The following is a 26,129-nucleotide window of genomic DNA, read 5'->3' as shown; positions in this document are numbered from 1 at the left end:
CTTGTTGTTCTCCAGGGTTGTCTCAACACAGGGTTGCAGGGTGCAGCCGATGGCCGCGGGAAACGGCCAACAAGTGATGCTGGGCGGCGTGTGCCAGCACGGCCTCGACGTCGACGGTCAATGGGCCTTGCAGGTCGAGGGTGATGGTTGGGGTGTCGTGTTCGGCAAACTCGATCTCCCGCTCGCCATCCAGGGCCAGGGTGCCGGCGGCCAAGCTAAGGCGGTGCGGCACGCCGGGTTCGAGTGAGCCGCTGGCGCTGATGCCACAGGCTTGCAGCAAGCCTGGAGCCAGCGGGGCGAGCAGTGCATGTTCGGCGCCAGGGTTAAGGCGCACCCAACTGCCATAAGGCGCGTGCCGAGTGACGGGGCGCCACAGCCCGCACAGGGCAGACAGGCCAATGGCGTGGGGTTCGGCGAAGCAGGCGAACACTTCACTCAGGTCCTCGCTGCGGCTCAGTGCACGGGCACCGACAAACCGCTGTGGGGAAACCGCCACTTCGACCAGTGCCCACTCGCAAAGCCCCTGTTGTGGCACATTCACCATCAGGCGTTTGTTGCGCCGCAGGCCGATGCTCGCCGGCACCCGGCCACAGGCGACCAGGCCCCCGGCCAGGCCGGCAGTGGTGGCTTCGCGCAGTTCCGGGAACGCGTTGTTGGTGCCGGTAGACAAGGTCAGCATGGGCGTGTCGCCAACCTCGGCGGCGACAGCCTTGTGTGTACCGTCACCCCCCAGTACGGCAATCATCGACGCACCGCGCGTGACCATTTGCTGGGCGGCCAGCCGGGTATCGCTGACCGTTTGGGTCAGGGGCAGGTCGAGCACTTGCAGGGCTGGCCAACGCAGGTCCCGTGCCACTGGCCCCTGGCTGGCTTTGAGTACGGCGGCGGCGATCCCGGTCATGTCGGTGGGCAGCAGCACCGTGGCAACGCCCGTGGCGCCGAAGGCTGCGAGCAGGCGCTGGATGGCAGAGGCCTTGTCGGTGCTGGAATAGAGCCCGGCATTGCTGGTCAGGCGACGTAGGTCGCGCCCAGAGGCAGGGTTGGCAATGATCCCGATGATTGGGGCGGGCTGCGGCATGGCACACCTCGTGTTCTTGTTTGCCAAGGCTTGAGCAAGGCAGATGCCAGCTTTGTGCGGCGCAGCGCTAATGGCTGTTGCAGAGCGCCCCGGTGGCTATCAGAGGCCTCGGGGCGGGCCGCTTCCCGAGACGCTGCGTGCCAGCATGGGTAGGATCCGGCGCTCGGGCTGAGACGCTGCGTCTCAAGCCAACCGGTAATCACGCAGTGCTTGTCCAGCCATGCCGGCAGGCGCTTAATGGGCGCACAACGACAAGAACAAACAGTAACCGGAGGCCTCATGCTTGCCGCGAACTCCCGAGCCCATGTCGATTGCGTCAGCCGGGTAGTGAAGAACGCCGACCGGCTGCCTCAGGCGCCGGTGCCAGCGCTGATCCTCGACTCGTGGCGCCGTTCCATGGAGCTGTACCGTCTCGATCCTGGGTCGCAGCAGGGGCCGCGCATCCTTTCCCAAAGCCTGCTCAACGAATGCCGAGAACGTGCCGAGCTGTTCCTGCGCATTGCCAGCGATGCCGTTGCCCGCTTGCATGGTCGGGTGCGTGGCGCCGATTACTGTGTACTGCTGACAGATGCTTCGGGGCACACCATCGATTACCGGGTCGAATCGGCCATCCGAAGTGATTGCCGCAAAGCGGGCTTGTACCTGGGCACCTGCTGGTCCGAAGGTGAGGAGGGGACCTGTGGCGTGGCGGCGGTGCTGACTAGCAAGGCTGCGGTCACGGTGCACAAGCGCGACCATTTTCGTGCTGCCTTCATAGGCCTGACCTGTACTGCAGCGCCGGTTTTCGACCCGCAAGGCCAGTTGCTCGGCGTGGTGGATGTATCGGCCCTGCAATCGCCGGACGACCGTCGCAGCCAGCACCTGATCCTGCAGTTGGTGGAGCAGACGGCGCGAGAGATCGAAAACGCTTTCTTCATGCAAAGCGCTCAGGGCCACTGGGTGATGCGTGCCCACGGCACGCCAGGTTATGTGGATAGCCAGCCCGATTATCTGCTGGCCTGGGATGCCGATGGCCGGTTGCAGGCAATCAACAGCCTGGCCCGCGAGCGCTTGCTTGCGCGCCATGGACGTATGCCTGAGCACATCGGCGAGCTGTTCGACATGGACCAATTGCGCCGCGCCAATGAGGGTTCGGCCCAGCGCCTGCCGGGTTGGGGTGGGCTGTACGGGCGAGTCAGCGCACCTGGGCAGCGAAGCCGAGCGCAATCATTGCAGCAGGTGCAGGACCCACGCATCGAGCAGCACCTGCGCTTGGCCACACGGGTCAAGGACTGCAATCTGGCGGTGCTGGTGCTGGGTGAGACGGGTGCCGGCAAGGAAGTGTTTGCACGCCAGTTGCACCAGCAGAGCCAGCGCCGGGATGGGCCGTTCGTCACGTTGAACTGCGCGGCCATACCCGAAAGCCTGATCGAAAGTGAGTTGTTCGGCTATGTCGCTGGCGCGTTCACTGGCGCATCGAGCAAAGGGATGCAGGGCCTGTTGCAGCAGGCCGATGGCGGGACTTTGTTTCTCGACGAGATCGGTGACATGCCGTTGAACCTGCAAACTCGGCTGCTGCGAGTGTTGGCTGAAGGTGAAGTTGCGCCGTTGGGCGCCGCGCGTCGGCAGCAGGTGGATATCCAGGTGATTTGTGCGACGCACCGCGACCTGGCGGCGATGGTGAGTGAAGGGCGCTTCCGTGAAGACCTGTTTTTCCGCCTGGCCAATGCCCGTTTCGAGTTGCCGCCGCTAAGGGAGCGGGAAGACCGATTAGGTCTGATTCATCAACTGCTGGCTGAGGAAGCCGAGGCATGCGGGGTTGAGGTGATGCTGGGCGACGATGCGCTGCAGGCGCTGCTGGTGTACCGCTGGCCGGGGAATTTGCGCCAGCTTCGGCAGGTGCTGCGTTATGCCTGTGCCGTCAGTGAGGGTGGGCAGGTGTGCCTGGAAAGCCTGCCACAGGAGGTGCGGGGTGATGTCGTGCCTGCGGCTGTTGTGGGCGCTTCGAGCCCGGCGCGGCAACTGCTGCTCGATGCTTTGATACGTCACCGCTGGAAGCCAGCGGAAGCGGCACGGGCGTTGGGGATATCGCGGGCGACTTTATATCGGCGGGTGCATGAGCATCGGATCGAAATGCCGCGAATGAAGGGCTAGCGTCGGGGCTGGCAGGTGTTCGCCGCAACATTTTAGCGCCTGTGAGATCGAGCGCCGCCCGCGCGGCGCATCGCGAGCTGCGCTCGCTCCTACGTTTGTTTCGGGCCAGTGACGCCTGTGACAGGCGCGCGCGACCGCCTTGTTTGAACGACGCGATATCGTGCCATGCGCCAAAGCGTTCGCGCGCAAATCCCGCAGGATTGATTGGCCCGAAATAAACGTAGGAGCGAGCGCAGCTCGCGATGCGCCGCGCGGGCGGCGCTCGATCCCACAGGCGCCAAACCCCTAAAGCCAGGCCATAAAAAACCCCGGAACAGGTCCGGGGTTTTGTTCATCACGCTAACGCGATCACTCCTGGTTGGCCAGTTTGTGCTCGAGGTAGTGGATATTGACGCCGCCTTTGCAGAAACCTTCATCACGCACCAGGTCACGGTGCAATGGGATGTTGGTCTTGATGCCGTCGACGACGATCTCGTCCAGGGCATTGCGCATGCGCGCCATGGCTTCGTCGCGGTCCTTGCCGTAGGTGATCAGCTTGCCGATCAGCGAGTCATAGTTCGGCGGAACCGAATAGCCGCTGTACAGGTGCGAATCGACGCGCACGCCGTTGCCACCTGGGGCATGGAAGTGCTTGACCTTGCCTGGGCTTGGAATGAACTTCTTCGGGTCCTCGGCGTTGATCCGGCACTCCAGCGAGTGGCCACGGATCACCACGTCTTCCTGGCGGAACGACAGCTTGTTGCCAGCGGCGATGCTCAGCATCTCCTTGACGATGTCGATACCGGTGACCATTTCCGACACTGGGTGCTCAACCTGCACCCGGGTGTTCATTTCGATGAAGTAGAAACGGCCGTTTTCGTACAGGAATTCGAAGGTACCGGCACCGCGGTAGCCGATTTCGATGCACGCGTCGACGCAACGCTTGAAGACTTCCTGACGGGCCTTCTCGTCGATGCCTGGGGCCGGGGCTTCTTCCAGCACTTTCTGGTGACGGCGCTGCAGCGAGCAGTCACGGTCGCCCAGGTGAATGGCGTTGCCCTGGCCGTCGGACAGTACCTGAACTTCCACGTGACGTGGGTTGGTCAGGAACTTCTCCAGGTAGACCATCGGGTTGCCGAAGGCAGCACCGGCTTCGGTACGGGTCAGCTTGGCCGAGGCGATCAGGTCCTCTTCCTTGTGCACCACGCGCATGCCGCGGCCACCACCGCCACCTGCGGCCTTGATGATCACCGGGTAGCCGACGTCACGGGCGATCGCCAGGGCGACCTCTTCGTCTTCCGGCAGCGGGCCATCGGAGCCCGGCACGGTCGGTACGCCCGACTTGATCATCGCGTCCTTGGCCGAAACCTTGTCGCCCATCAGGCGAATGGTGTCAGCTTTCGGGCCGATGAAGGCGAAGCCGGACTTTTCCACCTGCTCGGCGAAATCGGCGTTTTCCGCGAGGAAGCCGTAACCCGGGTGAATCGCGGTGGCGCCGGTGACTTCGGCGGCAGCGATGATCGCCGGGATGTGCAGGTAGGAATCCTTGGACGATGCAGGGCCGATGCAGACCGACTCGTCTGCCAGGCCCAGGTGCATCAGTTCACGGTCGGCCGTGGAGTGCACGGCGACGGTCTTGATGCCCAGTTCTTTGCAGGCACGCAGGATGCGCAGGGCAATTTCCCCACGGTTGGCGATCAGGACTTTTTCGAGCTTCCCAGACATCGTTGGCTCTCCGCGATTCAAACGATGGTGAACAGCGGCTGGTCGAACTCAACCGGCTGGCCGTCTTCAACCAGGATGGCGTCGATGACACCGCCAACATCGGCTTCGATGTGGTTCATCATCTTCATGGCTTCGACGATGCACAGGGTGTCGCCCTTCTTCACGCTCTGGCCAACTTCAGCGAAGTTCGGCGAGGTCGGCGAAGGCTTGCGGTAGAAGGTACCGACCATCGGCGAACGGATCACGGTGCCTTTGAGCGCTGGTGCGGCAGCGGCGGCTTCGGCGGCAGGGGCAGCAGCAGCGGCAACCGGGGCAGCAGCAGGAGCGGCGACCGGAGCCGGTGCGAAGTACTGCTGCGCAGCAGGGGTTTTGCTGTGGCGGCTGATACGAACCGACTCTTCGCCTTCCTTGATCTCCAGCTCGTCGATGCCAGACTCTTCCAGCAGCTCGATCAGTTTCTTGACTTTACGGATATCCATTAATCATCAACTCCCAAAGGTTCGGTCAGGGGGCGAAATATAAAAAACGTATCTGAACGTTTCTCTATAACCCCGGCCTGCTCAGGCCGGGGTTTTCGTTATCAGGGCTGTGCGTTGGCAGCCAGCTGTTCCAGCGCGGACTCCAGGGCCAGACGATAACCGCTGGCGCCCAGGCCGCAGATCACCCCTACGGCGACATCTGAAAAGTAGGAGTGGTGACGGAACGGTTCGCGTTTGTGCACGTTGGACAGGTGCACTTCGATGAATGGGATGCTCACCGCGAGCAATGCGTCACGTAATGCGACGCTTGTGTGGGTGAAAGCAGCCGGATTGATCAGGATGAAGTCCACACCCTCGTTGCGTGCGGCATGAATACGCTCGATCAGTTCGTACTCGGCATTGCTCTGCAGGTATTGCAAATGGTGGCCAGCGGCACGGGCACGCTGCTCCAGGTCCTGGTTGATCTGGGCCAGGGTCACGGCGCCGTAGTGGCCCGGTTCGCGAGTCCCGAGCAGGTTCAGGTTGGGGCCGTGAAGCACCAGTAGGGTTGCCATCTGCGGTTTCCTTGGATTTGTAGGGCAATTCGACACAGCGCGGCGAGTGTGCCGCAAAGCGACGGCAAGTGTCCAGTTCCCGGCAATAGCCAGCACGTTGCCCGAGTTTCGCGCGAAGTATGTGACCAAATAATCCAATCTGGTCACTCAGTGGGGGAAACTTCCCGGCACCCGGGAAGTTATAGACTCAGTTTGCCGCGCACGCGCGCCAGAATTTTTGCGAATTCGCCGGCGTTGATCTCGCCTATCACCCGATCGGTGGTCATTTCGCTGCCGTTCGCCGCAAAGAAAAGCAGCGCCGGAGGCCCGAACAACTGATAGCGATCGAGTAACGCGCGCTGTTCGTCGTTGCTTTGGGTGATATCGAAACGCAGCAGTTTGAAGGCGGCCAGTTGCCCTTGCACCTGCGGTGCATTGAGCACTTCATGTTCGATCACCTTGCAGCTGATGCACCAATCGGCGTACCAGTCCAGCAGCACTGGCTGGCCCGCGGCCTTGGCTTGGGCCAGGGCATTGTCCAGGGCGGCTGGGGCAGTCACCGTTTGCCATGCGCTCGTAGTGGTCGCGACCGTGCTGTTGTTGCCAGCGGAGGCTGGCAACGGGCGCAAAGGATCGCCTTGGCCACTCAGGGCGCCGTACCAGCAAGCCAGGGCATAGACCAGCAACGCCAGGCCCAGCAGTTGCGCCAGCCGCTGACGCGGTGTTTTGACCACCAACTCCAAGGCGCCGAGGAACAGCGCCACGCCAGCTGCCAGCAACCCCACCAGCAACAAGGTGGCTGGGCCCGGCAGCACCCGGCTGAGCAGGCCGATGGCCAGGCCCAGCAGCAACACCCCGATGGCGTTTTTCACGGTGTTCAGCCAGGGCCCGCTTTTGGGTAGCCAAGCTGCTCCGCCCGTGGCGATCAGCAGCAAAGGTGCCCCCATGCCCAGCCCAAGGGCGAACAGTTTCAGTGCGCCACCCAGCGCATCGCCGCTGGCGCTGATATAAAGCAAAGCCCCAGCCAGGGGCGCCGACACGCAGGGTGAAACCAACAGGCTGGAAAGCACACCGAGCACCGCTGCGCCAAGCAGCGACCCGCCTTGCGTGCGGTTGGCGACGTTGTCCAGGCGCTGGCTCAAGGCATGCGGCAGCCTCAGCTCGAAAAGGCCGAACATGGCCAGGGCGAACACCACGAAGAACAGCGCGAATGGCCCCAGCACCCAGGCCGATTGCAGGCGAGCCTGCAGATTGAGGCCGGCACCGAAAAGGCCCATCAGCGCGCCCAGCACGGCGAAACTTGCGGCCATCGGCAGCACATAGGCCAGCGACAATGCAAGGCCACGCATGCCACCGACCTGGCCACGCAGGACCACGCCAGCAAGAATCGGCAGCATCGGCAGGACGCAGGGGGTGAAGGTCAGGCCTACGCCGGCGAGCAGAAACAGCAGCAGCGACTTCCAGGACCAGCCCGGTTCGCTGCCTGCCTGCGCCGCAGTGGTTGGCGCAGGCCCCTGCCCATCGATATTCAGGCGTTCGGTTTGCGGCGGGTAGCACAAGCCCTTGTCGGCGCAGCCTTGGTAGCCGACCAGCAGCGTGAAGGCGCGGTCATCGGTGCGAGGGATTTCGATGTCGAGCACACCGTGGTAAACCTCCACATCGCCGAAGAATTCGTCGTGCTTGGCCTCACCTTTTGGGATGTTCGGTGCGCCCAGGGCGATATCGGCCGGCTCCGTCTGGAAGTGGAAGCGGTGGCGGTACAGGTAGTAACCATCGGTGGCGACGAAGCGTAGCTTGAGGGTTTTTTCGCCGGCCTCGACCAAGCTGAGTTTGAAGGCTTCGTGTACCGGCAAGAAGTCGGCATTGTTGGACAGCGAAGCGGCGCCGAGGGTGGCGCTGGGGCGGTTGTCGAGCAGGCCCGACGCGAAAACAGGGCTGGCCAGCAGCAGGAGCAGAACGAAAAACAGGCGGCGCATGGCGGACTCGCGAGGTGGAACGTGGCCGCATGATAACGGAGTTGGCGAAGGTTGGCAGTGCAGTGGATGGCAGGGCGACACATGGCCGCTGGTGAATTCATCGCCCGTTCCGGCCTCTTCGCGGCTGAAGCCGCCCTCACGCAGTGGGCAACCTCTGGGGCTTTAGCCGCGAGGAGGCAACCTCATACCCTGAAAGCGCGCACCGCCTTGTTCAGCTCACCACCCAGGCTCAGCAACTGCTCACCTTGCTCGCGCCCTTCAGCAATTTGTTGCAAGTTGTCTTCGCCCAATGTGTGGATGCGCTCACTGTGATCTCGAATCTCGCTCACCGCGTCACTTTGCTGTGCCGTGACATCAGCGATGCGCACTGCGGTATCGGCGATCGTGCGGATGGCATTGACGATCTCATCCAGTGCGCCATCTGCTGCCTGGGCCTGGTCGGCGGTAGCCTCGGCGTGTTGCAGTTGGGCGCGCATGCCCGCCACCGACTCTCGCGCCGCCAATTGCAGGCGGTCGATCAACGCCTGGATCTCACCTGTCGCGCCAGTGGTGCGCTGGGCCAGTGAGCGCACCTCGTCGGCCACCACCGCAAAGCCACGGCCCATCTCGCCCGCACGTGCAGCCTCGATGGCAGCATTGAGTGCCAGCAGGTTGGTCTGCTCGGCGATCGAGCGAATCACCGTCAGCACGCTGCCGATGGTGGCGGATTCTTCGGCCAGCTGCTCGATCATCCGCGCGTTGCCCTGCACTTCGTCGACCAGCGCTCGCAGCCCCGAAAGGCTCTGGCCGATCACTGCCTGCCCCTGCTCCACGGCGCGCCCGGCATCGCGGCTGGCGTCGGCGGCAGAGCTGGCGTCGCCTGCCACCTGCCCAATGGTCGCTTCCAGCTCCCCCAGTGCGTCGCGAATCTGCCCAGTATCGCCGGCCTGGCGCTCGGCACCCCGGTGCAGCGCGGCGCTCATGCCCGCCAGGGCATGGCTGCTGCCAGCGACCTGCTCGGCGTTGTGGCGGATGGTGCCGACCAGCGCCACCAGGTACTGGCGTAAGCGGTTGAGCGATTCCTGAATGTCATGCAGCTCGCGGTTGGTCTTGCCCAATGCGATGGGCGCCGCGAAGTCGCCTTCTGCCCAGAGCGACAGTGCCGGGGCCAGGCTGGTCAAGGTGCGGGCCAAGCGCCGTTGCAGGCTGTCGATGAGCAAGGCGATCAGCAGGATCAGACCAATCATCGCAGCCTGAATCATGCGTACTTCACTGGCAATCTTGCCGTGTTGGGCGCGCACTTGGGGCTCTAGGCTGGCAATGGCCTGTTGCACGGCAGCCAGGTGCTGGGTGGTGCTGTCGGCCAATGCCGTGCGGCGCTCGATTTGCTGGCGGGTACGCTGCAGTTCGGCGGGGTAGCGGTTCAGCAGGCTCTGCAGCTCACGCTTGAGGCCGACCGCCACGTCTTCCTGCTGCTCGCTGGCCTGGGATTGCAAGCCCATCATGGCAGCGAAGTCGTCGCTGCCTGACTCGGCGCTGCGGGTTACCCCCAGCAGTGGCAGGCCTTCGATGACGCTGGCCTGGCTGCGGATCAGCTGCAGTTCGCGCTCGACCTCTTCAGCCAGCTCGGCGCGGCCGCTGCTGACCAGTTTGTCCCGGGCCAGCGACAAGCGGCCCAGGTGCACGCTGGCGTCGAGCACTGGCAGCAGATAGCGCGCGGCATCGCTGCTGGCGCTGTCGCGGGCATAGGCGGCTAGCTGTTCGAGGTTGGCGCCCAGTTCGCGTTCGGCCTGCAGCAGCAGCGCTTGTGGGTCGCCGGCCAGTTTGCCGGCGGCGAGCAACTCGTTGGCGGTGAAGGCTTGCAGGGTGCTCAGGCTAGGTCGCAACTGGTCGGCAAGCGCTGGTGGCCATTGGGCCAATGCGGCTTTAAGTTGGGTATTGGCCTCGACCGCCGCTGCGTGTCGCAAGGCATCGCCACTGGCAAGGTACGCCTGAACATTGCGTACGCTCTGGTTTTGGAACTGCTGAGAAAGCAACAGGTAGCGCTCCATCAACTGGTAAGGGCGCTCCAGGGCACGTTGCGACCACCACAACGTTGCCCCCAGGGCAATGCAAACGGTTACCAGCAAAAGGGTGTTGAAATTGGTCAGCCACTTCAGGCGCATAGCCACGAACTTCCTGCAGGGAGTCGAGAGATAGGTGCTTGAATTTATGGCGAATTTGTTACCGGGTGATGACGATGATGGCCTTGCGCTACTGCCGCCTAAGGTTCAACCCGCACTACGCAGTTGCGCCCTGCATGCTTGGCCCGATACAACGCCTCATCGGCAGTACTGGCCATGCTCAGTGCGTCCAGGTCAGCGTCCAGTTGCACCACCCCAGCGCTGAAGGTGCATTGCAGATCCTTGGGCTGCGCGGGGTACAGAATCTCGGCGAAGCGCCGGCGAATCTCGTCCAGCACTTTGTGCGCGTCCTTGAGCGAGGTATTGGGCATGACGATGGCGAATTCCTCACCACCGTACCGGCCGATGAAATCGGTTTTGCGCAAGCGTTGTTTGAGAAACAGCGCCAGGCTTTTGATCACCCGATCACCCATGGGGTGGCCGTGGCGGTCGTTGATCTTCTTGAAATGGTCGATATCGAGCATGGCGAAGCTTAGCGGGCGCCCTTCGCGGCGGGCGCGGTAGGTGCAGTCTTCGAGCAGTTGCAGAATATGCGTGTGGTTGTACAGCCCGGTCAGGCTATCGCGAACCATGCGCGCCTTCAGGTGGCGGGCACGGGCTGCACGGTTGCGCACGGTGGTGATCAGGTGGCGCGAGCGGAACGGCTTGGTAAGAAAATCGTCGCCACCTTCGCTCATGGCGTCCAGCTGCTTGTCCAGATCATCTTCGGCAGACAAGTAGATGATCGGTACGCTGACGTACCGGTCGTTGTGGCGGATCACCTTGGCCAGTTCAGGGCCTGAACAGGTCGGCATGTAAAGGTCGAGAATGATCAGGTCGGGTTGAAAGTCGGCAAGCTCTGCCATGGCGCCAATCGGGTCGTTCAAAGTGCGGGTCAGCATCCCGGCACCTGTCAGTACCCGTTCTGTGTGCAAGGCCTGCGTACGTGAGTCATCGACGATCAGCACGCGCAACGGATCTTGCTGGGCGTGACTGGTGATGGCTTCGAGTTTTTCCAGCAGACTGGAGGCCTCCAGCGTACCGGTCAAAAACGCTTGGCCGCCGGCCCGCACCGCAGCAAGGCGGGTGGGTGTGTCCGCTTCGTGCAGGCTGAAGAACAATAACGGTATGGGTGCCTCTTGCCCTAGTTGAGCCCGCGCGGCCAGCTCCAGGCCAGTGCCGGGGCCTGCGTAATCGACATCCATGACGATCGCCGCAGGCGGTTGTTCGGCCAGGGATGCCAGAAAGGCATCGGCGCACGTCAGCGGTTGGGCGCTCAGGCCAAAAAATTCCAGTTGCTGAGCCAGGCGCTCGGCGCGTTCATGGTCATGCAGCAACAGATAGACGGGTTTGCGCACAGGCAGCAGGTCCAGCCGATCAGGCTGATCGCCGTGGCGTAGGCGGGTGCGCGACAGGCGCTGCAATAGCTGTTCGAGCTCCCGTGGGAGGCGGTCCTTGCTCGGCTCGGCTGCTTGGGTCATGTCCTGACTACTTATTAGAGGGCTATGCAGGGGCGATGATGGCTCCATGCTAGCACTCCTTTTTGCTCTTGCACGTGCTCCGGGTCAACAAAGCTTCAAGAATCAATATTCAGTTATTGACCGATTGGTCGCTTATGCGTAAGGCAGTGTCTGCTTTATAGTGCTGCAATGCGGGCTTGCCGTGGCACCCTGGCACAGGCCTGTGGTCAAAGCCCCTAACCGTCGTGACTGATTAAGGACAAAGCCATGCTGGACTGGAAAAACCGCGAGGCCAAAGCCGAGCCCCGTGAGCGTGTGGATGGCCGTAGCGCTGCAGCCCGTAGCTACTTCGGTGGCCTCTGGAGCCGCGCCCTTGGCACGTTGATCGGCCTGTATCTGCTGGTCTGCATTGGCCTGGGCTGGTATTGGAGCGAGGAGCCGGCGTTGTTCCCGGTGCAGCAGAATGCCCAGGCTGCCGCCGAGCGCAACGGCCAGCAGATGGTGATCGGTTACACCACCGTGGAAACCCTCAAGACCGTCGCCAGTACGCTGCTGGACAAACCGGGCGGCTACATTTCCAACGACCGCTTCCCGCCTGGCCTGTGGATGGACAACATGCCGAGCTGGGAATACGGCGTGCTGGTGCAGGTGCGCGACCTGTCCCGTGCCCTGCGCAAGGATTTCGCCCGCTCGCAGTCGCAGTCCACCGAAGACGCCGACTTGGCCAAGGCCGAGCCACGCTTTAACTTCGACAATAAAAGCTGGATTCTGCCTTCGAGCGAATCGGAGTTCGAAGAGGGCATCAAGTCGCTGTCGCGCTACCAGGCCCGCTTGGCTGCTGGTGACAAGGGGGCGATTTTCTATACCCGTGCCGACAACCTGAACAACTGGCTGGGCGATGTCGCCACGCGCCTGGGCTCGCTGTCGCAGCGCCTTTCGGCCAGTGTTGGCCGTGTCAAACTCAACACCAACCTCAAGACCGAATCGGTGGTCGCAGGCCAAGCGCCGCAGGTCGATGAAGAGGTGGTGGAAACGCCGTGGCTGCAGATCGATAACGTGTTCTACGAAGCCCGAGGCCAGGCGTGGGCGCTGTCGCATCTGCTGCGCGCCATCGAGGTCGATTTCGCCGACGTGTTGGCCAAGAAGAACGCGACTGTCAGCGTGCGTCAGATCATTCGCGAGCTGGAAGCGTCCCAGGAACCGCTGTGGAGCCCGATGGTGCTCAACGGCAGTGGGTTTGGCATGTGGGCAAACCACTCGCTGGTCATGGCCAACTACATTTCCAGGGCCAACGCTGCGGTAATCGACCTGCGCCAACTGCTTTCGCAGGGTTGAGCATGGCCATCGGCGCCAACGAGGTCGCCCACCGGGCGGCCTCCGACCGCGAACTGGTGACTTGGGTGGATGCACAAGACCAGGTGCTTGGCGCTTTGCCCAGGGCCGAGCTGCGTGAGCGCGGTTTGATCGGCCGTTGCACGTTCATCCTGCTATTCAACGGTGCCGGTGAGTTGTGCGTGCACCGGCGTACCTTGAGCAAGGCGCTGTACCCTGGGTATTGGGACGTGGCGGCCGGCGGCATGGTCGCAGCAGGTGAGGCCTATGCCGAATCGGCGGCCCGTGAGCTGGCGGAAGAATTAGGCATCGAGGGTGCCGAACTGCGCTTTCACGAGCGCTTCTATTTCAACCAGCCCGACAACCACCTGTGGTGTGCGGTGTATTCGGCCGTTTCGGATGCGCCGCTGCGGTTGCAGCCCGAAGAAGTGAGCGAGGCGAAATTCATCAGCCTTGAGCGTGCCGAGCAGGAGAGCCTGACCAAGCCCTATTGCCCGGACTCGCTGGCGGCCTTGCAGCGCTACAAAGCCAGCCTTTGTTGACGGCTAAAGCCCATACCTGGGGTGTGCGCAGCCCCAGTAAGCGCGGCTTTTCAGCCCAATACCGGCGCTGGCGATGCCATACATCGCATCGCTTGATTGGCAGGTCTAGCCACTTCTACACAACAGCCTGATTTATCGTTACACTGCGCGCCCTTTTCGGGCTGTCGCAGGATCTTGCGACAGTAGCGCCGCCCCTGCCAGAGTGGGGCTTCGCGGTCGGCACCCGCCGACCAGTTTTTGTCCTCAGCACAGAGGAACAAAAGTGGCCAAGAAAGCTTCTTCCTTCGCCGCCCTTGGCGGTCTCGTTTTCTCCACCGATGCCGGTCGGCACTGCCCTGACTGCAGCCAGCCCGTGGACGCCTGCACCTGCAAGCAGCAGGTCATCCCCGAGGGGGACGGCATCGCCCGCGTGCGCCGTGAAAGCAAAGGCCGTGGTGGCAAGACCGTGACGACCGTCACCGGGGTGCCGCTGCCGCTCGACCAGCTCAAGGAATTGGCCAGCACCCTCAAGCGCCGCTGCGGTACCGGCGGCGCACTCAAGGAGGGTGTGATCGAGATCCAGGGCGACCACGTCGAGCTGCTGATTGCCGAGCTGATCAAGCAGGGTTTCAAGGCGAAAAAGTCCGGCGGCTGACCAGCCCACGCTTTTTTGCCCAACGCTTTCTAAACTCGTTGTCGTGACCAGGGTCTACCCCGGGGGCACGGACTAATCGTCATTTTTGGCTTTTACACTGCGCCCGCCTGCTTGTGGGGCAGTGTCTTGCACTTATCTATAGGGGACTTGAATGTCCGTACGACGCACACGCAAAGACGATGGTAGCCAGTGGACTGTGGCCGACAGCCGCAGTGTATATGGCATTCGCCACTGGGGCGCAGGGTATTTCGCCATCAATGAGGCCGGGCGCGTCGAAGTGCGCCCCAATGGCCCAGACAGCTCGCCGATCGACCTGTACGAACAGGTCGATGAGTTGCGCAAGAGCGGTTTGTCGCTGCCATTGCTGGTGCGCTTCCCCGACATTCTGCAAGACCGTGTACGCCAGCTGACCGGCGCGTTCGACGCCAACATCGCGCGCCTGGACTACCAGAGCCAGTACACCGCGCTGTACCCGATCAAGGTCAACCAGCAAGAAGCCGTGGTGGAAAACATCATTGCCACGCAGAACGTCTCGATTGGCCTGGAGGCCGGTTCCAAGCCCGAATTGCTGGCGGTGTTGGCCCTGGCACCCAAGGGCGGCACCATCGTCTGCAATGGCTACAAGGACCGTGAATTCATCCGCCTGGCGCTGATGGGGCAAAAGCTCGGCCACAACGTGTTCATCGTTATCGAAAAAGAGTCGGAAGTTGCCCTGGTGATCGATGAGGCAGCCGAGCTCAAGGTCAAGCCGCAGGTCGGCCTGCGCGTGCGCTTGTCGTCGCTGGCCTCTAGCAAATGGGCCGATACCGGTGGTGAGAAGTCCAAGTTCGGCTTGTCCGCCGCTCAGCTGATTTCGGTGGTGCAGCGCTTCCGCGATGCTGGTCTGGACCAAGGTATCCGCTTGCTGCACTTCCACATGGGGTCGCAGATCGCCAACCTGGCCGACTACCAGCACGGCTTCAAGGAAGCCATCCGCTACTATGGCGAACTGCGCGCATTGGGCTTGCCGGTCGACCATATCGACGTGGGCGGTGGCCTGGGCGTCGACTACGACGGTACCCATTCGCGCAATGCCAGTTCGATCAACTACGACATGGACGACTACGCAGGCGTGGTGGTCGGCATGCTCAAGGAATTCTGCGACGCGCAGGGCCTGCCGCACCCGCACATCTTCTCCGAGAGCGGCCGCTCGCTGACTGCACACCACGCCATGCTGGTGATTCAGGTCACTGATGTCGAGCGGCACAACGATGAAGTGCCAACCATCGAGAACAAAGAAGCCTTGCCCGAAACCGTGCAATGGCTGGTGGACCTGCTGGGCCCGACCGACATCGAGATGGTCACCGAAACCTACTGGCGCGCGACCCACTACATGGGTGACGTAGCGGCGCAGTATGCCGATGGTAAGATCAGCCTGGCTGAGAAGGCCCTGGCAGAGCAGTGCTACTTTGCCGTGTGCCGTCGCCTGCACAACTCGCTCAAAGCCCGCCAGCGCTCGCACCGCCAGGTGCTTGACGAGCTCAACGACAAGTTGGCCGACAAGTACATCTGTAACTTCTCGGTGTTCCAGAGCCTGCCGGATACCTGGGCCATCGGCCAGGTGCTGCCGATCATCCCGTTGCACCGCCTGGACGAGGAGCCGATGCGCCGTGCAGTGCTGCAGGACCTGACCTGCGACTCCGATGGCAAGATCAACCAGTACGTCGACGAACAGAGCATCGAAACCAGCATGCCGGTGCATGCGCTCAACGAAGGCGAGGACTATCTGCTGGGCGTATTCCTGGTGGGCGCCTACCAGGAAATTCTGGGTGACATGCACAACCTGTTCGGTGATACCGACTCGGTGAACATCTACCAGAATGCCGACGGTAGTGTTTACCACGCGGGCATCGAAACCCACGACACCATCGAAGACATGCTGCGCTACGTGCACCTGTCTCCTGAGGAATTGATGACCCACTACCGCGACAAGGTAGCCAGCGCCAAGATCAGCCCGCGGGAGCGAACCCAGTTTCTGGATGCGCTGCGTTTGGGGTTGACCCGGTCCTCTTACCTTTCTTCGTGATTGGGGGTGTCCGGCGCTGCATGACTTTCGCCATACCCCCGCTCAACCAACCCACAGATCACGGCGCCACAACCGCCACCCAATCCACCCCAACGTCACTGCCCGCAACGCCATGAACCCGAGGAACGCCAACCACAACCCATGGTTGCCAAACCCACTCATGACCACCGCAAAGGGCAGCGCAATCAGTACCGACAGCACCATCGCATTGCGCATCTCCCGCGCCCGGGTTGCGCCTATGAACAGCCCGTCGAGCAAGTAACTCCATACCGCAATTAACGGCAACACCGCCAGATACGGCAGGTACGGGTAGGCCGCTGAACGGACGCTATCGATGTCAGTCTGCAGCTCGATGAACAGGTGCCCACCCAGCAAGAACACTCCAGCAAAGACCGCGCTGGTGATCAGCGACCAGCCGCAGGCCACCACCAGTGAACGGCGCAGGGTTTGGCGATCCTGCGCACCGATGGCGTGCCCGCACAGCGCCTCCACTGCGTGGGCCAGGCCATCCAGGGCATAGGCGGTAAGCAGCAGCCCGTTGAGCAACAGGGCATTGGCGGCCACCGTAGCCTCGCCCAGGCGCGCGCCCTGCACGGTAATCAGCAGGAACACCAATTGCAGCGCGAGGCTGCGCAGGAAGATATCGCGGTTCACCGCCAGCAGCGGCCGCCAGGCCTGCCAGCGCTTGAGCGCAACCCAGGCGATTTGCCCGGGGTAGGCCCGCAGGGCTGGGCGGGTGAGGGCCAGGCCGAGCAGGGCGGCGCACCACTCAGCAATCACCGAGGCACGTGCCGAACCCAGCACGCCCCAGTCCAAACCCAGCACGAACCACAGGTTCAAAGCGATATTCAACAGGTTGGTGGCCAACAGAATAGCCAGTGGCGCCCTCGCATTCTGGGTGCCGAGGAACCAGCCGACCAGCGCGTAGCTGGCCAGCGCCGCCGGAAGGCCTAGCAGCCGGGTGTGAAAAAAAGCCTCGGTAGACTGCTGTAATGCCTCGCTCGGCTGCATGGCGTGTAGCGCCAATTGACTGAAGGGCAGCGCAACCAGGCCGATCAGCAAGGCGAGGACGGCAGCCAGTAGCAGGCCTTGCACCAGCACTTGGCGCAGCGCCGCGCCGTCGGCACGCCCGGCGGCCTGGGCGGCGAAGCCCGTGGCGCCCATGCGCAAAAAGCCCAACAGGCCGACCATGAAAGTGTACAGCGTGGCACCCACGGCCACGGCGCCGAGCTGATGAGCGTGGGGCAGATGGCCGATTACCGTGCTGTCGACCAGAGCCACCAGTGGCACCGAAATGTTGGAAAGGATCATCGGCGCGGCCAGCGCCCAGACCTTGCGGTGGGTCGGCCGGTGCTGCCAGTCGGTGGTCAGTGGCGACATTACGATTCCTGCGCATGAGGGGCCGGAGCATTGTAACGACCGGCAACCAATCTGCGCGAACACGGTCTCACTTGCCGCATCGGTGAACGTGCCATGACCGCCGTTGCGCTATAGTTGCTGACCTTACGTACACGCTGCCGAAGAGTTCCCACTCCATGTTCAACAAAGGATTGTTGCTGGCCTGCGCGCTGGCTTTGCTCAGTGCCTGTGATTCCTCGACGCCGGGGCAGCCCGCGCCGGCCGACAAGCCGGCAGCGAGCACTGCGGTAGAGCCTTCTGCGCCCAAGCGCGAGGACCCTGCGATACTCGCCAAACGCTACGAGGGGCGCCAGCTCAGCGTGCTGGATGTCTCCGAAGTGCAGCTCGACGGAGCCAGCACGCTGTCGGTCAGCTTCTCAGCGCCGCTGGACGCCAGACAGGATTTCGCCGCCAAGGTGCATTTGGTCGACACCGTCAAAGGCAAGGTCGACGGCGCTTGGGAACTCTCGGACAACCAGATGGAGCTGCGCATGCGCCACCTGGAGCCGCAGCGCAAACTGGTGTTGACGATCGACAAGGGATTGCTGGCGGTCAATGGCAACCGGCTTGATAGTGACTCGGTCAGCCGCCTGGAAACTCGCGATATGCAGCCTACCGTTGGCTTCGCCAGTCGCGGCTCGTTACTGCCCACGCGCCTGGCCGAAGGCCTGCCGGTGATCGCCCTGAACGTGCCCAAGGTCGATGTCGAATTCTTCCGGGTCAAGCCACAGATGCTGTCGCCGTTCCTGGCCAACTGGGGGCGCAACAGCAGCCTTTACGCTTACCAGTCCAAAGAGCTGCTCGACATGGCCGAGCTGGTCTATGGCGGCCGCTTCGACCTCAACCCGGCGCGCAATACCCGCGAAACGGTGCTATTGCCCATCGCCGGGATCAAGCCACTGCAGGAGCCGGGTGTCTATCTGGCCGTGATGCGGGCTTCGGGTACCTATGATTACTCGCAGCCGGCCACGCTGTTCACCTTGAGCGACATCGGTGTCTCCGCTCACCGTTATCGTGATCGCATCGACGTCTTTGCCCAGGCCCTGGAGGGCGGCAAGGCGCTCAAGGACGTCAACCTCGAACTGCACGACGACAAAGGCGCGCTGCTGGCCCAGGCCAAGACCGACGGTGCCGGCCATGCCCAGCTGCCGATCACGGCCAAGGCCGACACGCTGATCGCCACCCAGGGTGCGCACACCACCTTGTTACGCCTGAACACCGCCGCCCTGGACCTGGCCGAATTCGACATCACCGGCCCTCAGGCCAATCCGCTGCAATTCTTCATCTTCGGGCCGCGCGACCTCTATCGGCCGGGTGAAACGGTGCTGCTCAATGGCTTGCTGCGCGATCAGGATGGCAAGCCGGTCAAGGCCCAACCGGTCAATGTAGAAGTGCGCCGCCCGGACGAGCAGGTCAGCCGCAAGTTCGTCTGGGAGGCCGACGCCAATGGCCTTTACCAGTACCAGTTGCAACTGGCAACGGAGGCGCCGACCGGGCGCTGGCAGCTGCTGTTGGATCTGGGCGGCGGTCGCAAGCAGGTGTACGAATTTTTGGTCGAAGATTTCCTGCCAGAGCGCCTGGCCCTTGAACTCAAGGGCAGCGATACACCGCTGTCTCCCGAAGAGGATGCGCGCATCCAGGTCACCGGGCGTTACCTCTACGGTGCGCCAGCTGCCGGCAATCGCCTCAGCGGCCAGGCCTATGTACGGCCTTTGCGTGAAGCGGTGCCGGCGCTGCCTGGCTACCAGTTCGGCTCGGTGACCGAGACTGAACTGAATCAGGACCTGGAGCTGGACGAGGTGACCCTCGATCAAGCCGGTAAAGCCGTGCTCGATATTCAAAGCCGCTGGGCCGAAGCCCGTTCGCCGCTGCAATTGACCGTGCAGGCCAGCTTGCAGGAGTCCGGCGGCCGGCCGATCACTCGCCGCCTCGAACAGCCCATCTGGCCAGCCGAGCGCTTGCCTGGCCTGCGCGGCCTGTTCGATGGGGAGCAAACCGATAGCGATGGCCCGGTTGAGTTCGAGTTCCTGGTGGCTGACCGCGCCGGCCACAAGCTTGCCGCCAGCGAGCTGACAGTTCGCCTGATCCGCGAGCGCCGCGATTACTACTGGAACTACTCGCAGAGCGATGGCTGGAGCTACAACTACAACGAAAAATTCCTTACCCAGAGCGAGCAAACCGTCGACATCAAGGCAGGGTCCACAACCAAGTTGAGCTTCCAGGTGGAGTGGGGCCCGTACCGTGTCGAGGTGCAAGACCCCGAAACCGGGATTGTCTCCAGCGAACGCTTCTGGGCTGGCTATCGTGCCCAGGACAACGCTGAAGGCGGTGCCGTGCGGCCCGACCAGGTGAAGCTGGCGCTGGACAAACCCGCCTATGCCGATGGCGAGACCGCCAAGGTCACCGTGACCCCGCCTGCCGGCGGCAGCGGCTATCTGATGATCGAGTCTAGCGATGGCCCGCTGTGGTGGCAGGAGATCGACGTGCCTGCCGAGGGCAAAACCTTCGACGTGCAACTGGACAAACAGTGGGCGCGCCACGACTTGTACATCAGCGCGCTGGTGATCCGCCCGGGTGAGCGCAAAGCCAATGCCACGCCCAAACGCGCCGTGGGTGTGCTGCACCTGCCGCTGGCGCGGGCTGAGCGCAAGCTGGCCGTCAGCCTGCAGGCGCCGGAGAAAATGCGCCCCAAGCAACCCCTGACCGTGAAGATCAAAGCCACCAATGCCGATGGCAGTGTGCCCAAACAGGCCCATGTGCTGGTCTCGGCGGTGGACGTAGGTATCCTCAACATCACTGACTTCAAAACCCCGGACCCTTTCGCCAGCCTGTTCGGGCGCAAGGCCTACGGCGCCGATCAGCTGGACATCTACGGGCAGTTGATCGAAGCCGGCCAGGGCCGTCTGGCCAGCCTGGCATTCGGCGGGGATGCGGCATTGGCCAAAGGCGGCAAGCGCCCCAATACCACCGTCACCATCGTTGCCCAGCAAAGCCTGCCAGTGACCCTCAACGACCAGGGTGAAGGGGAGGCCACGCTAGACATTCCCGACTTCAACGGCGAGTTGCGGCTGATGGCCCAGGCCTGGACCGATGAGCATTTCGGCATGGCCGAAAGCAAGACCGTGGTGGCCGCGCCGCTGATTGCCGAACTGTCGGCTCCGCGCTTTCTGGCTGGCGGTGACCGCACCAGCCTGGCGCTCGACCTGGCCAACCTGTCGGGCCGTGCCCAGCAATTGCATGTGCAGATCAGCACCGAAGGCCAACTGACCCTGACGGCCAGTGCCGAACAGGATATCGCGCTGGCCGAGGGCCAGCGCCGTACGCTGCTGATTCCGGTACAGGCCGAGGGTGGCCTGGGGCAGGGCAAGGTGCGGGTGCAGGTCAACGGCCTGCAACTGGCGCAGGAACCGGTGAATACCTTCGAGCGAGAATGGACCCTGGGTGTGCGGCCGGCGTACCCGGCAATCCTCAAACATTACCGCGTAGCGCTCAAGGACCAGCCTTGGACGCTGCCCGAAGGTGATCTGGCCGCCTTCGAGCCTGCTGGCCTTGAAGCCAGCCTTGCGCTGTCGAGCCGCCCGCCGCTGAACCTGGCCGAGCAGATCCGTGCCCTCGAAGCCTACCCCTATGGATGCCTGGAGCAGACCACCAGCGGTTTGTATCCCTCGCTGTATGCCGATGCGCAAAGCCTCAAACGGCTGGGCATCAAAGGCGAACCGGCCGCGGTGCGCAAGCGCAAGATCGAGATGGGTATCGAGCACCTGTTGGGCATGCAGCGTTACAACGGCAGCTTCGGTTTATGGAGCTCCGATGGCGAGGAAGAATACTGGCTGACCGCTTATGTCACAGACTTCCTCCTGCGGGCCCGTGACCAAGGCTATGGCGTGCCGGCCGAGGCGTTGAAGAAGGCTAACGAACGGCTGCTGCGCTACCTGCAGGAGCGTAACCTGATCGAAGTGGACTACAGCGAAAACGCCGAGCACACACGTTTTGCCGTGCAAGCCTACGCCGCACTGGTCCTCTCGCGCAGCCAGCAGGCGCCGCTGGGAGCCTTGCGCAGCCTGTTCGAGCGCCGCGCTGATGCACGCTCCGGCCTGCCGCTGGTGCAACTGGCGGTGGCGCTCAATGGCATGGGCGACCAGCCGCGCGCCGAGCAGGCGTTGCAGGCAGGCTTGGGTATCAGCCGCAGCAAAGGCTGGCTGGCCGACTACGGCAGCAAACTGCGCGACCAAGCGCTGATCCTGGCGCTGCTGCAGGAAAGCAAATTGGCCAGTAATCAGGTCGATCAGCGGCTGTTCGCGCTGTCTGACGAACTGGCTGCCAACCGCTGGTTGTCGACCCAGGAACGTAATGCTCTGTTCCTGGCCGGCCGTGGCCTGCTGGGCAAACCCCAAGCGCCGTGGAAGGCGCGCCTGGACAGTGCTGGTGAAGTGCGCGAGTTCAATGAGACCGACTCGGGCATCAAGCTTGAAGGGCCGTTGCTTGCTTCACCGCTGACCGTGCAGAACGAAGGCAGTGAAACGCTCTACCAGCAACTGACCCTTTCCGGTTATCCGCGCCAGGCGAGCGCTGCGACCAGCAACGGCATGGAGATTCGCAGAGAGTATCTGGGCATGAATGGCCAGGCGCTGGACCTGCGCAACCTGCGCAGCGGCGACCTGGTTCTGGTGCACTTGGCCCTCAAGGCCAGCGAACGGGTGCCCGATGCTCTGGTGGTCGACCTGCTGCCTGCTGGGCTAGAGCTCGAGAACCAGAACCTTGCGCAAAGCGCTGCCAGCCTGGACAACGCCAGCAGTGCGGTGAAGCAATGGCGCGAGTCAATGCAGAACGCCAGCGTGGTGCATCAGGAGTACCGTGATGATCGTTACGTCGCCGCGCTCAAACTCGATGGCTATGGCACCACGCACCTGCTGTACCTGGCGCGGGCTGTGACTCCAGGCACCTACCGGGTGCCGCCGCCGCAGGTCGAGTCGATGTACCGGCCTAACCTGCAGGCGCTGGGGGACGCGCAAGCAGAGATGACGGTTAAGGCGCGTTGAGCATCCTGCACCGACCTTGAGGGCGCCCCTCAAGGTCGGTGCAGCGCAGCCAGAGCAATCAGTGAATGACCCAGCTCATCACCCAGAGCCCCAGCACCAGCCAGATGATGCCGAGAATGATCGAGGCACGCATGAAGGCGCGGATGGCCGAATACAGCAGCATCAGGCCGACGATCAGGGCGAGGATGCTGACAAGTGAAGTATCCATGCCCAGCGTGCGTGCCAGGCCGTCGATGAAATTGCCCCCGGCGTTTGCCAGCAGGTTGAACAGGCCGCTCAAGGCGTCGACGATGAAGCGGATCAACGACCCCAGTGCCTGGCCGAGCCACTCGAAAAAACCTTCTACATGCATAGTTGCTTCCTGATGAACGAATTGGCCCTGTTGCCACTTCCAAACCTTTGGCCATCAGCTGGCCAGGTCGGTTCCCGATGCCAAGCTTAGCGCGGCCAGCTACGCAAGCGCGGCGGCTTTTGCGTGTAGCTGTGGTCAGCTTATTGCTGCTGGCCGGCCTGTTATGGCTGGCTGATCGCATCTGGCCATTGCCAATGCCGGGCAACGACCTGGCACGGGTAGTGCTGGCAGAGGACGGCACGCCGCTATGGCGGTTCGCTGATGCCGATGGCGTGTGGCGCTACCCAGTCAGCCCTGAGGAGGTTTCGCCGCTGTATCTGCAGGCTTTGCTGACCTACGAAGACCGCTGGTTCTACCAGCATCCGGGGGTCAACCCGCTGGCTCTGGCGCGGGCGGCCTGGCTTAACCTGCGCGGCGGCCGTGTGGTATCTGGCGGCAGTACGCTGTCGATGCAAGTGGCACGCCTGCTCGACCCACACGACCGCACCTTAGGGGGTAAGCTGCGCCAGCTATGGCGTACCGCGCAGTTGGAGTGGCACTTGTCCAAGCGCGAGATACTGCAGCTCTACCTTAACCGCGCCCCATTCGGTGGGACCTTGCAAGGTGTTGCCGCAGCCAGTTGGGCTTACTTGGGCAAGTCCCCGCAACACCTCACGCCGGCTGAGGCCGCGTTGCTGGCCGTATTGCCGCAGGCTCCAAGTCGCTTGCGGCCTGACCGTCATCCGGCTCGAGCCCAGCGTGCCCGCGACAAGGTGCTGCAGCGCCTGGATGAATATAGGGTCTGGCCGTCACGACAGATTCAGGAAGCTGCCGAGGAGCCACTACTGTTAGCCCCGCGTCAGGAGCCTGCACTGGCGCCTTTGCTGGCGCGCAGGCTGAACGGCCCGCACAGCCCGACGCTGATTCGCACAACCCTGGACGCCTCGCTGCAGCGGCGCCTGGAAGACCTTCTGCTGGGTTGGCGCGCGCGGCTGCCGGAGCGTACCTCTGCCGCCATTGTGGTGGTCGAAGCGCAGACCATGGCGGTGCGCGCGTACTTGGGCTCGGTCGATCTGAGCGACGCACGCCGTTATGGCCATGTCGATATGGTTCGCGCGTTGCGCTCGCCAGGTTCGACACTCAAGCCGTTTCTCTATGGCCTGGCCCTGGATGATGGCCTGATCCACTCCGAATCACTGCTGCAGGATGTGCCGCGGCGTTACGGCGATTACCGCCCCGGCAATTTCTCGATGGGTTTCAGTGGCCCGGTGTCGGCAAGCTCGGCACTGGCGCTGTCGCTCAACCTGCCGGCGGTGCAGCTGCTCGAAGCCTACGGGCCCAAGCGCTTCGCCGCACGGTTGCGCATGGCTGGGGTGCCCCTGACGCTGCCGCCGCTGGCTGAGCCCAACCTGGCATTGATTCTGGGTGGTGCAGGCAGCCGGCTGGAGGATTTGGTGGGCGGTTATGCAGCGCTGGCCCGTGGGGGCAACAGCGCGCAGATTCGCCTACAACCGCAGGCCCCACTGTTGGAGCGGCGGTTGATGTCACCTGGGGCAGCCTGGATCATCCGGCGCATCCTCAGTGGCCAGGCGAGGCCTGACCGCGACCCCCATGCCGAGCTGGTGCAGCGCCCGCAACTGGCCTGGAAGACCGGCACCAGCTACGGCTTTCGCGATGCCTGGTCGATTGGCGTAGGGCCGCGTTACCTGATTGGCGTGTGGATCGGCCGCCCCGATGGCACGCCGGTGCCTGGGCAGTTCGGCCTGGCTTCGGCGGCCCCACTGATGCTGCAGGTGCATGATTTGCTGAGCAACCGCGATAGCCAACGAGGCATACGCGTACCGGTGGAGCGTGTGCCCGCCAGTGTCGGGGTGGCGGCAATCTGCTGGCCGCTGGGCCAGCCCATGAACCGACAAGATCCTAATTGCCGCCGGCAACGCTTTGCCTGGACCCTCGATGGCACCACCCCGCCGACCTTGCAGGCAGCCGATCAGCCGCTAGGGCTTGGGCTGCGCGAGCGGATATGGGTCAATCCCCAAGGCTTGCGGGTGGATGTGAGTTGCCAAGGCGCCAGCACACTGGACATCGCGTTGTGGCCTGCGCCGCTCGAGCCATGGTTGCCACGGGTTGAACGGCGTACGGCTCGCTTGCCGGCGGTGGACCCTAGCTGCCCACCTCAGGTGCCGGCCAGCGCGCCGCCGCTTTCCATCGTCGGCGTGCGCCCCGGTGATAACCTGCGCCGCCCTGCCACCAGCAGCGAGCCCCTGCAGTTACATGTGTCTGCCCTGGGCGGCGGTGGCCGGCGCTGGTGGTTCCTCAATGGCCAACCGCTAGGGCAGAGCGAAGGGCAGGACAGCATGCTGGTACGCTTCGACCAGGCCGGGCAGTTCGAGCTCAGCGCGTTGGACGAGAGCGGAGAAACTGCCCGGGTGGCGTTCCAGGTCACCGAGTGAGCTGCCCTAGTGGGTTGTGAAGCGCTGATGTACAGGCGAGGAACTTGGCGTCAACGCCAATGCCAATTGGGTGCGGTTGTGCATATGGGTCAAACGTAGCACCTGGGACACATAGAGCTTCACGGTGTTTTCGGTAATCCCCAGTTCACAGGCAATCTGGTAATTGGTTTTGCCCTTGCTGACCAGCCTGGCAACTTCCAGTTGCCGTGGCGAGAGTTTCTCGAACGCCGCTGGGAGCTCGCCGTCGGACTCATCGACAGCATCCGTGGCGCGGCGGTGCACGCCCTGGCCACGCGCCTTTTCCAGGTCCTGGTAGAGCTCGTCGATGGAGCCGGCCAGATCTTGCAAGCGTTGGTTCAAAGTGCCCAGGTCCTGAAGGTTGGCCTTGCGTTCGAGCAGCATGCGCTCCAGGCGCCGCACACCTTCGAGCAACTCGTCCAAGTCCATGGGCTTTTGGTAGTAATCGGCAAAGCCTTCGCGCAGGGCGCGGATAACGTCCTGCTTTTCGGCACGCCCGGTGAGCATGATGGCCTCGAAAATACGCTGGCGTCCGCCTATGTCTTTCAAGGTATGAACCAGCTCGATGCCATCGCGATCCGGCATGTGCAGGTCGCACAACACCAGGCCAATGGCTTCATCGGCAGTGAAGCGCACGATGGCCTCATCGGTCGAATGGGCCGTTACGCAGTGGTAACCCTGAACCTCGAGAAACTCGCGCAACTGTTCAACGATTAGTGGCTGGTCATCGACAACTAAAACTTTTACCTCACTGAATGACTTGGTCACGATCAACTCCATGTTCGTGGGCGGCCCTGATCCCGGGCCTAGCGC

At 63.0% G+C, this 26,129-nt stretch carries 17 protein-coding genes; 7 read left to right on the top strand and 10 right to left on the bottom strand.

What is annotated here, in order from left to right:
• Positions 1-22: 22 nt before the first annotated feature.
• Positions 23-1,078: an ATP-NAD kinase family protein gene (locus tag HU725_RS20075; protein ID WP_186476428.1), complete on the bottom strand. Its 1,056-nt coding sequence runs from the start codon at positions 1,076-1,078 to the stop codon at positions 23-25.
• 279 nt (positions 1,079-1,357) lie between these two features.
• Between HU725_RS20075 and HU725_RS20070 the strand changes: the two genes are divergently transcribed.
• Positions 1,358-3,211, top strand: a complete 1,854-nt coding sequence (locus tag HU725_RS20070) for a sigma-54-dependent Fis family transcriptional regulator (protein WP_186476429.1) — start codon at positions 1,358-1,360, stop codon at positions 3,209-3,211.
• Positions 3,212-3,559: 348 nt separating this feature from the next.
• Here the strand turns inward: HU725_RS20070 and accC are convergent, their stop codons facing one another.
• From accC to HU725_RS20040, 6 genes are all read right to left on the bottom strand, one after another.
• Positions 3,560-4,915, bottom strand: coding sequence for an acetyl-CoA carboxylase biotin carboxylase subunit (gene accC / locus HU725_RS20065; RefSeq protein ID WP_009685761.1), 1,356 nt, complete (start codon positions 4,913-4,915; stop codon positions 3,560-3,562).
• Positions 4,916-4,932: 17 nt separating this feature from the next.
• Complete coding sequence (gene accB, locus HU725_RS20060; RefSeq protein WP_060480536.1) at positions 4,933-5,394, bottom strand: acetyl-CoA carboxylase biotin carboxyl carrier protein; 462 nt, start codon at positions 5,392-5,394, stop codon at positions 4,933-4,935.
• 101 nt (positions 5,395-5,495) lie between these two features.
• Positions 5,496-5,948: a type II 3-dehydroquinate dehydratase gene (gene aroQ, locus HU725_RS20055; protein WP_027920816.1), complete on the bottom strand. Its 453-nt coding sequence runs from the start codon at positions 5,946-5,948 to the stop codon at positions 5,496-5,498.
• 179 nt (positions 5,949-6,127) lie between these two features.
• Entirely contained in the window at positions 6,128-7,903 is a 1,776-nt protein-coding gene (locus HU725_RS20050; RefSeq protein ID WP_186476430.1) for a protein-disulfide reductase DsbD, read from the bottom strand.
• A 182-nt stretch (positions 7,904-8,085) separates the two neighbouring features.
• Positions 8,086-8,865: a methyl-accepting chemotaxis protein gene (locus tag HU725_RS23230; RefSeq protein WP_437180337.1), complete on the bottom strand. Its 780-nt coding sequence runs from the start codon at positions 8,863-8,865 to the stop codon at positions 8,086-8,088.
• Positions 8,866-10,145: 1,280 nt separating this feature from the next.
• A complete protein-coding gene (locus HU725_RS20040; RefSeq protein ID WP_186476431.1) occupies positions 10,146-11,525 on the bottom strand; it encodes a diguanylate cyclase in 1,380 nt (459 codons plus the stop codon).
• A 246-nt stretch (positions 11,526-11,771) separates the two neighbouring features.
• Here HU725_RS20040 and HU725_RS20035 point away from each other — a divergent pair, with 246 nt between their 5' ends.
• The 4 genes from HU725_RS20035 (at position 11,772) to speA (ending at position 16,077) form a co-directional block, all read left to right on the top strand.
• A complete protein-coding gene (locus HU725_RS20035) occupies positions 11,772-12,839 on the top strand; it encodes a DUF2333 family protein (RefSeq protein WP_060480532.1) in 1,068 nt (355 codons plus the stop codon).
• A 2-nt stretch (positions 12,840-12,841) separates the two neighbouring features.
• Positions 12,842-13,378: an NUDIX hydrolase gene (locus tag HU725_RS20030; RefSeq protein ID WP_186476432.1), complete on the top strand. Its 537-nt coding sequence runs from the start codon at positions 12,842-12,844 to the stop codon at positions 13,376-13,378.
• A 262-nt stretch (positions 13,379-13,640) separates the two neighbouring features.
• Positions 13,641-14,012, top strand: a complete 372-nt coding sequence (locus HU725_RS20025) for a translation initiation factor Sui1 (RefSeq protein WP_060480530.1) — start codon at positions 13,641-13,643, stop codon at positions 14,010-14,012.
• 151 nt (positions 14,013-14,163) lie between these two features.
• Positions 14,164-16,077, top strand: coding sequence for an arginine decarboxylase (gene speA / locus HU725_RS20020; protein WP_060480529.1), 1,914 nt, complete (start codon positions 14,164-14,166; stop codon positions 16,075-16,077).
• A gap of 42 nt (positions 16,078-16,119) precedes the next feature.
• On the opposite strand, the gene HU725_RS20015 is transcribed toward speA, so the two are convergent.
• The gene (locus tag HU725_RS20015; protein WP_186476433.1) at positions 16,120-17,457 is read right to left on the bottom strand and encodes an MATE family efflux transporter; all 1,338 of its coding nucleotides are present in this window, start codon (positions 17,455-17,457) and stop codon (positions 16,120-16,122) included.
• Between the two features lie 155 nt (positions 17,458-17,612).
• On the opposite strand from HU725_RS20015, the gene HU725_RS20010 reads away from it, so the two are divergent.
• The gene (locus HU725_RS20010) at positions 17,613-22,514 is read left to right on the top strand and encodes an alpha-2-macroglobulin family protein (protein ID WP_186476434.1); all 4,902 of its coding nucleotides are present in this window, start codon (positions 17,613-17,615) and stop codon (positions 22,512-22,514) included.
• Between the two features lie 58 nt (positions 22,515-22,572).
• Here the strand turns inward: HU725_RS20010 and HU725_RS20005 are convergent, their stop codons facing one another.
• The gene (locus HU725_RS20005) at positions 22,573-22,866 is read right to left on the bottom strand and encodes a hypothetical protein (protein WP_054913171.1); all 294 of its coding nucleotides are present in this window, start codon (positions 22,864-22,866) and stop codon (positions 22,573-22,575) included.
• A 77-nt stretch (positions 22,867-22,943) separates the two neighbouring features.
• On the opposite strand from HU725_RS20005, the gene pbpC reads away from it, so the two are divergent.
• Positions 22,944-25,298 carry a peptidoglycan glycosyltransferase PbpC gene (pbpC, locus tag HU725_RS20000; protein ID WP_186476435.1) on the top strand — a complete coding sequence of 785 codons (2,355 nt, stop codon included), beginning with the start codon at positions 22,944-22,946 and terminating at the stop codon, positions 25,296-25,298.
• Positions 25,299-25,304: 6 nt separating this feature from the next.
• Here the strand turns inward: pbpC and HU725_RS19995 are convergent, their stop codons facing one another.
• Entirely contained in the window at positions 25,305-26,096 is a 792-nt protein-coding gene (locus tag HU725_RS19995) for a response regulator transcription factor (protein ID WP_186476436.1), read from the bottom strand.
• Positions 26,097-26,129 lie beyond the last annotated feature (33 nt).

Source organism: Pseudomonas promysalinigenes, assembly GCF_014269025.2.
GTDB lineage: Bacteria > Pseudomonadota > Gammaproteobacteria > Pseudomonadales > Pseudomonadaceae > Aquipseudomonas > Aquipseudomonas promysalinigenes.
The sequence above is the reverse complement of the archived record's forward strand: the minus strand, read 5'-3'. Positions and strand labels throughout refer to the sequence as shown.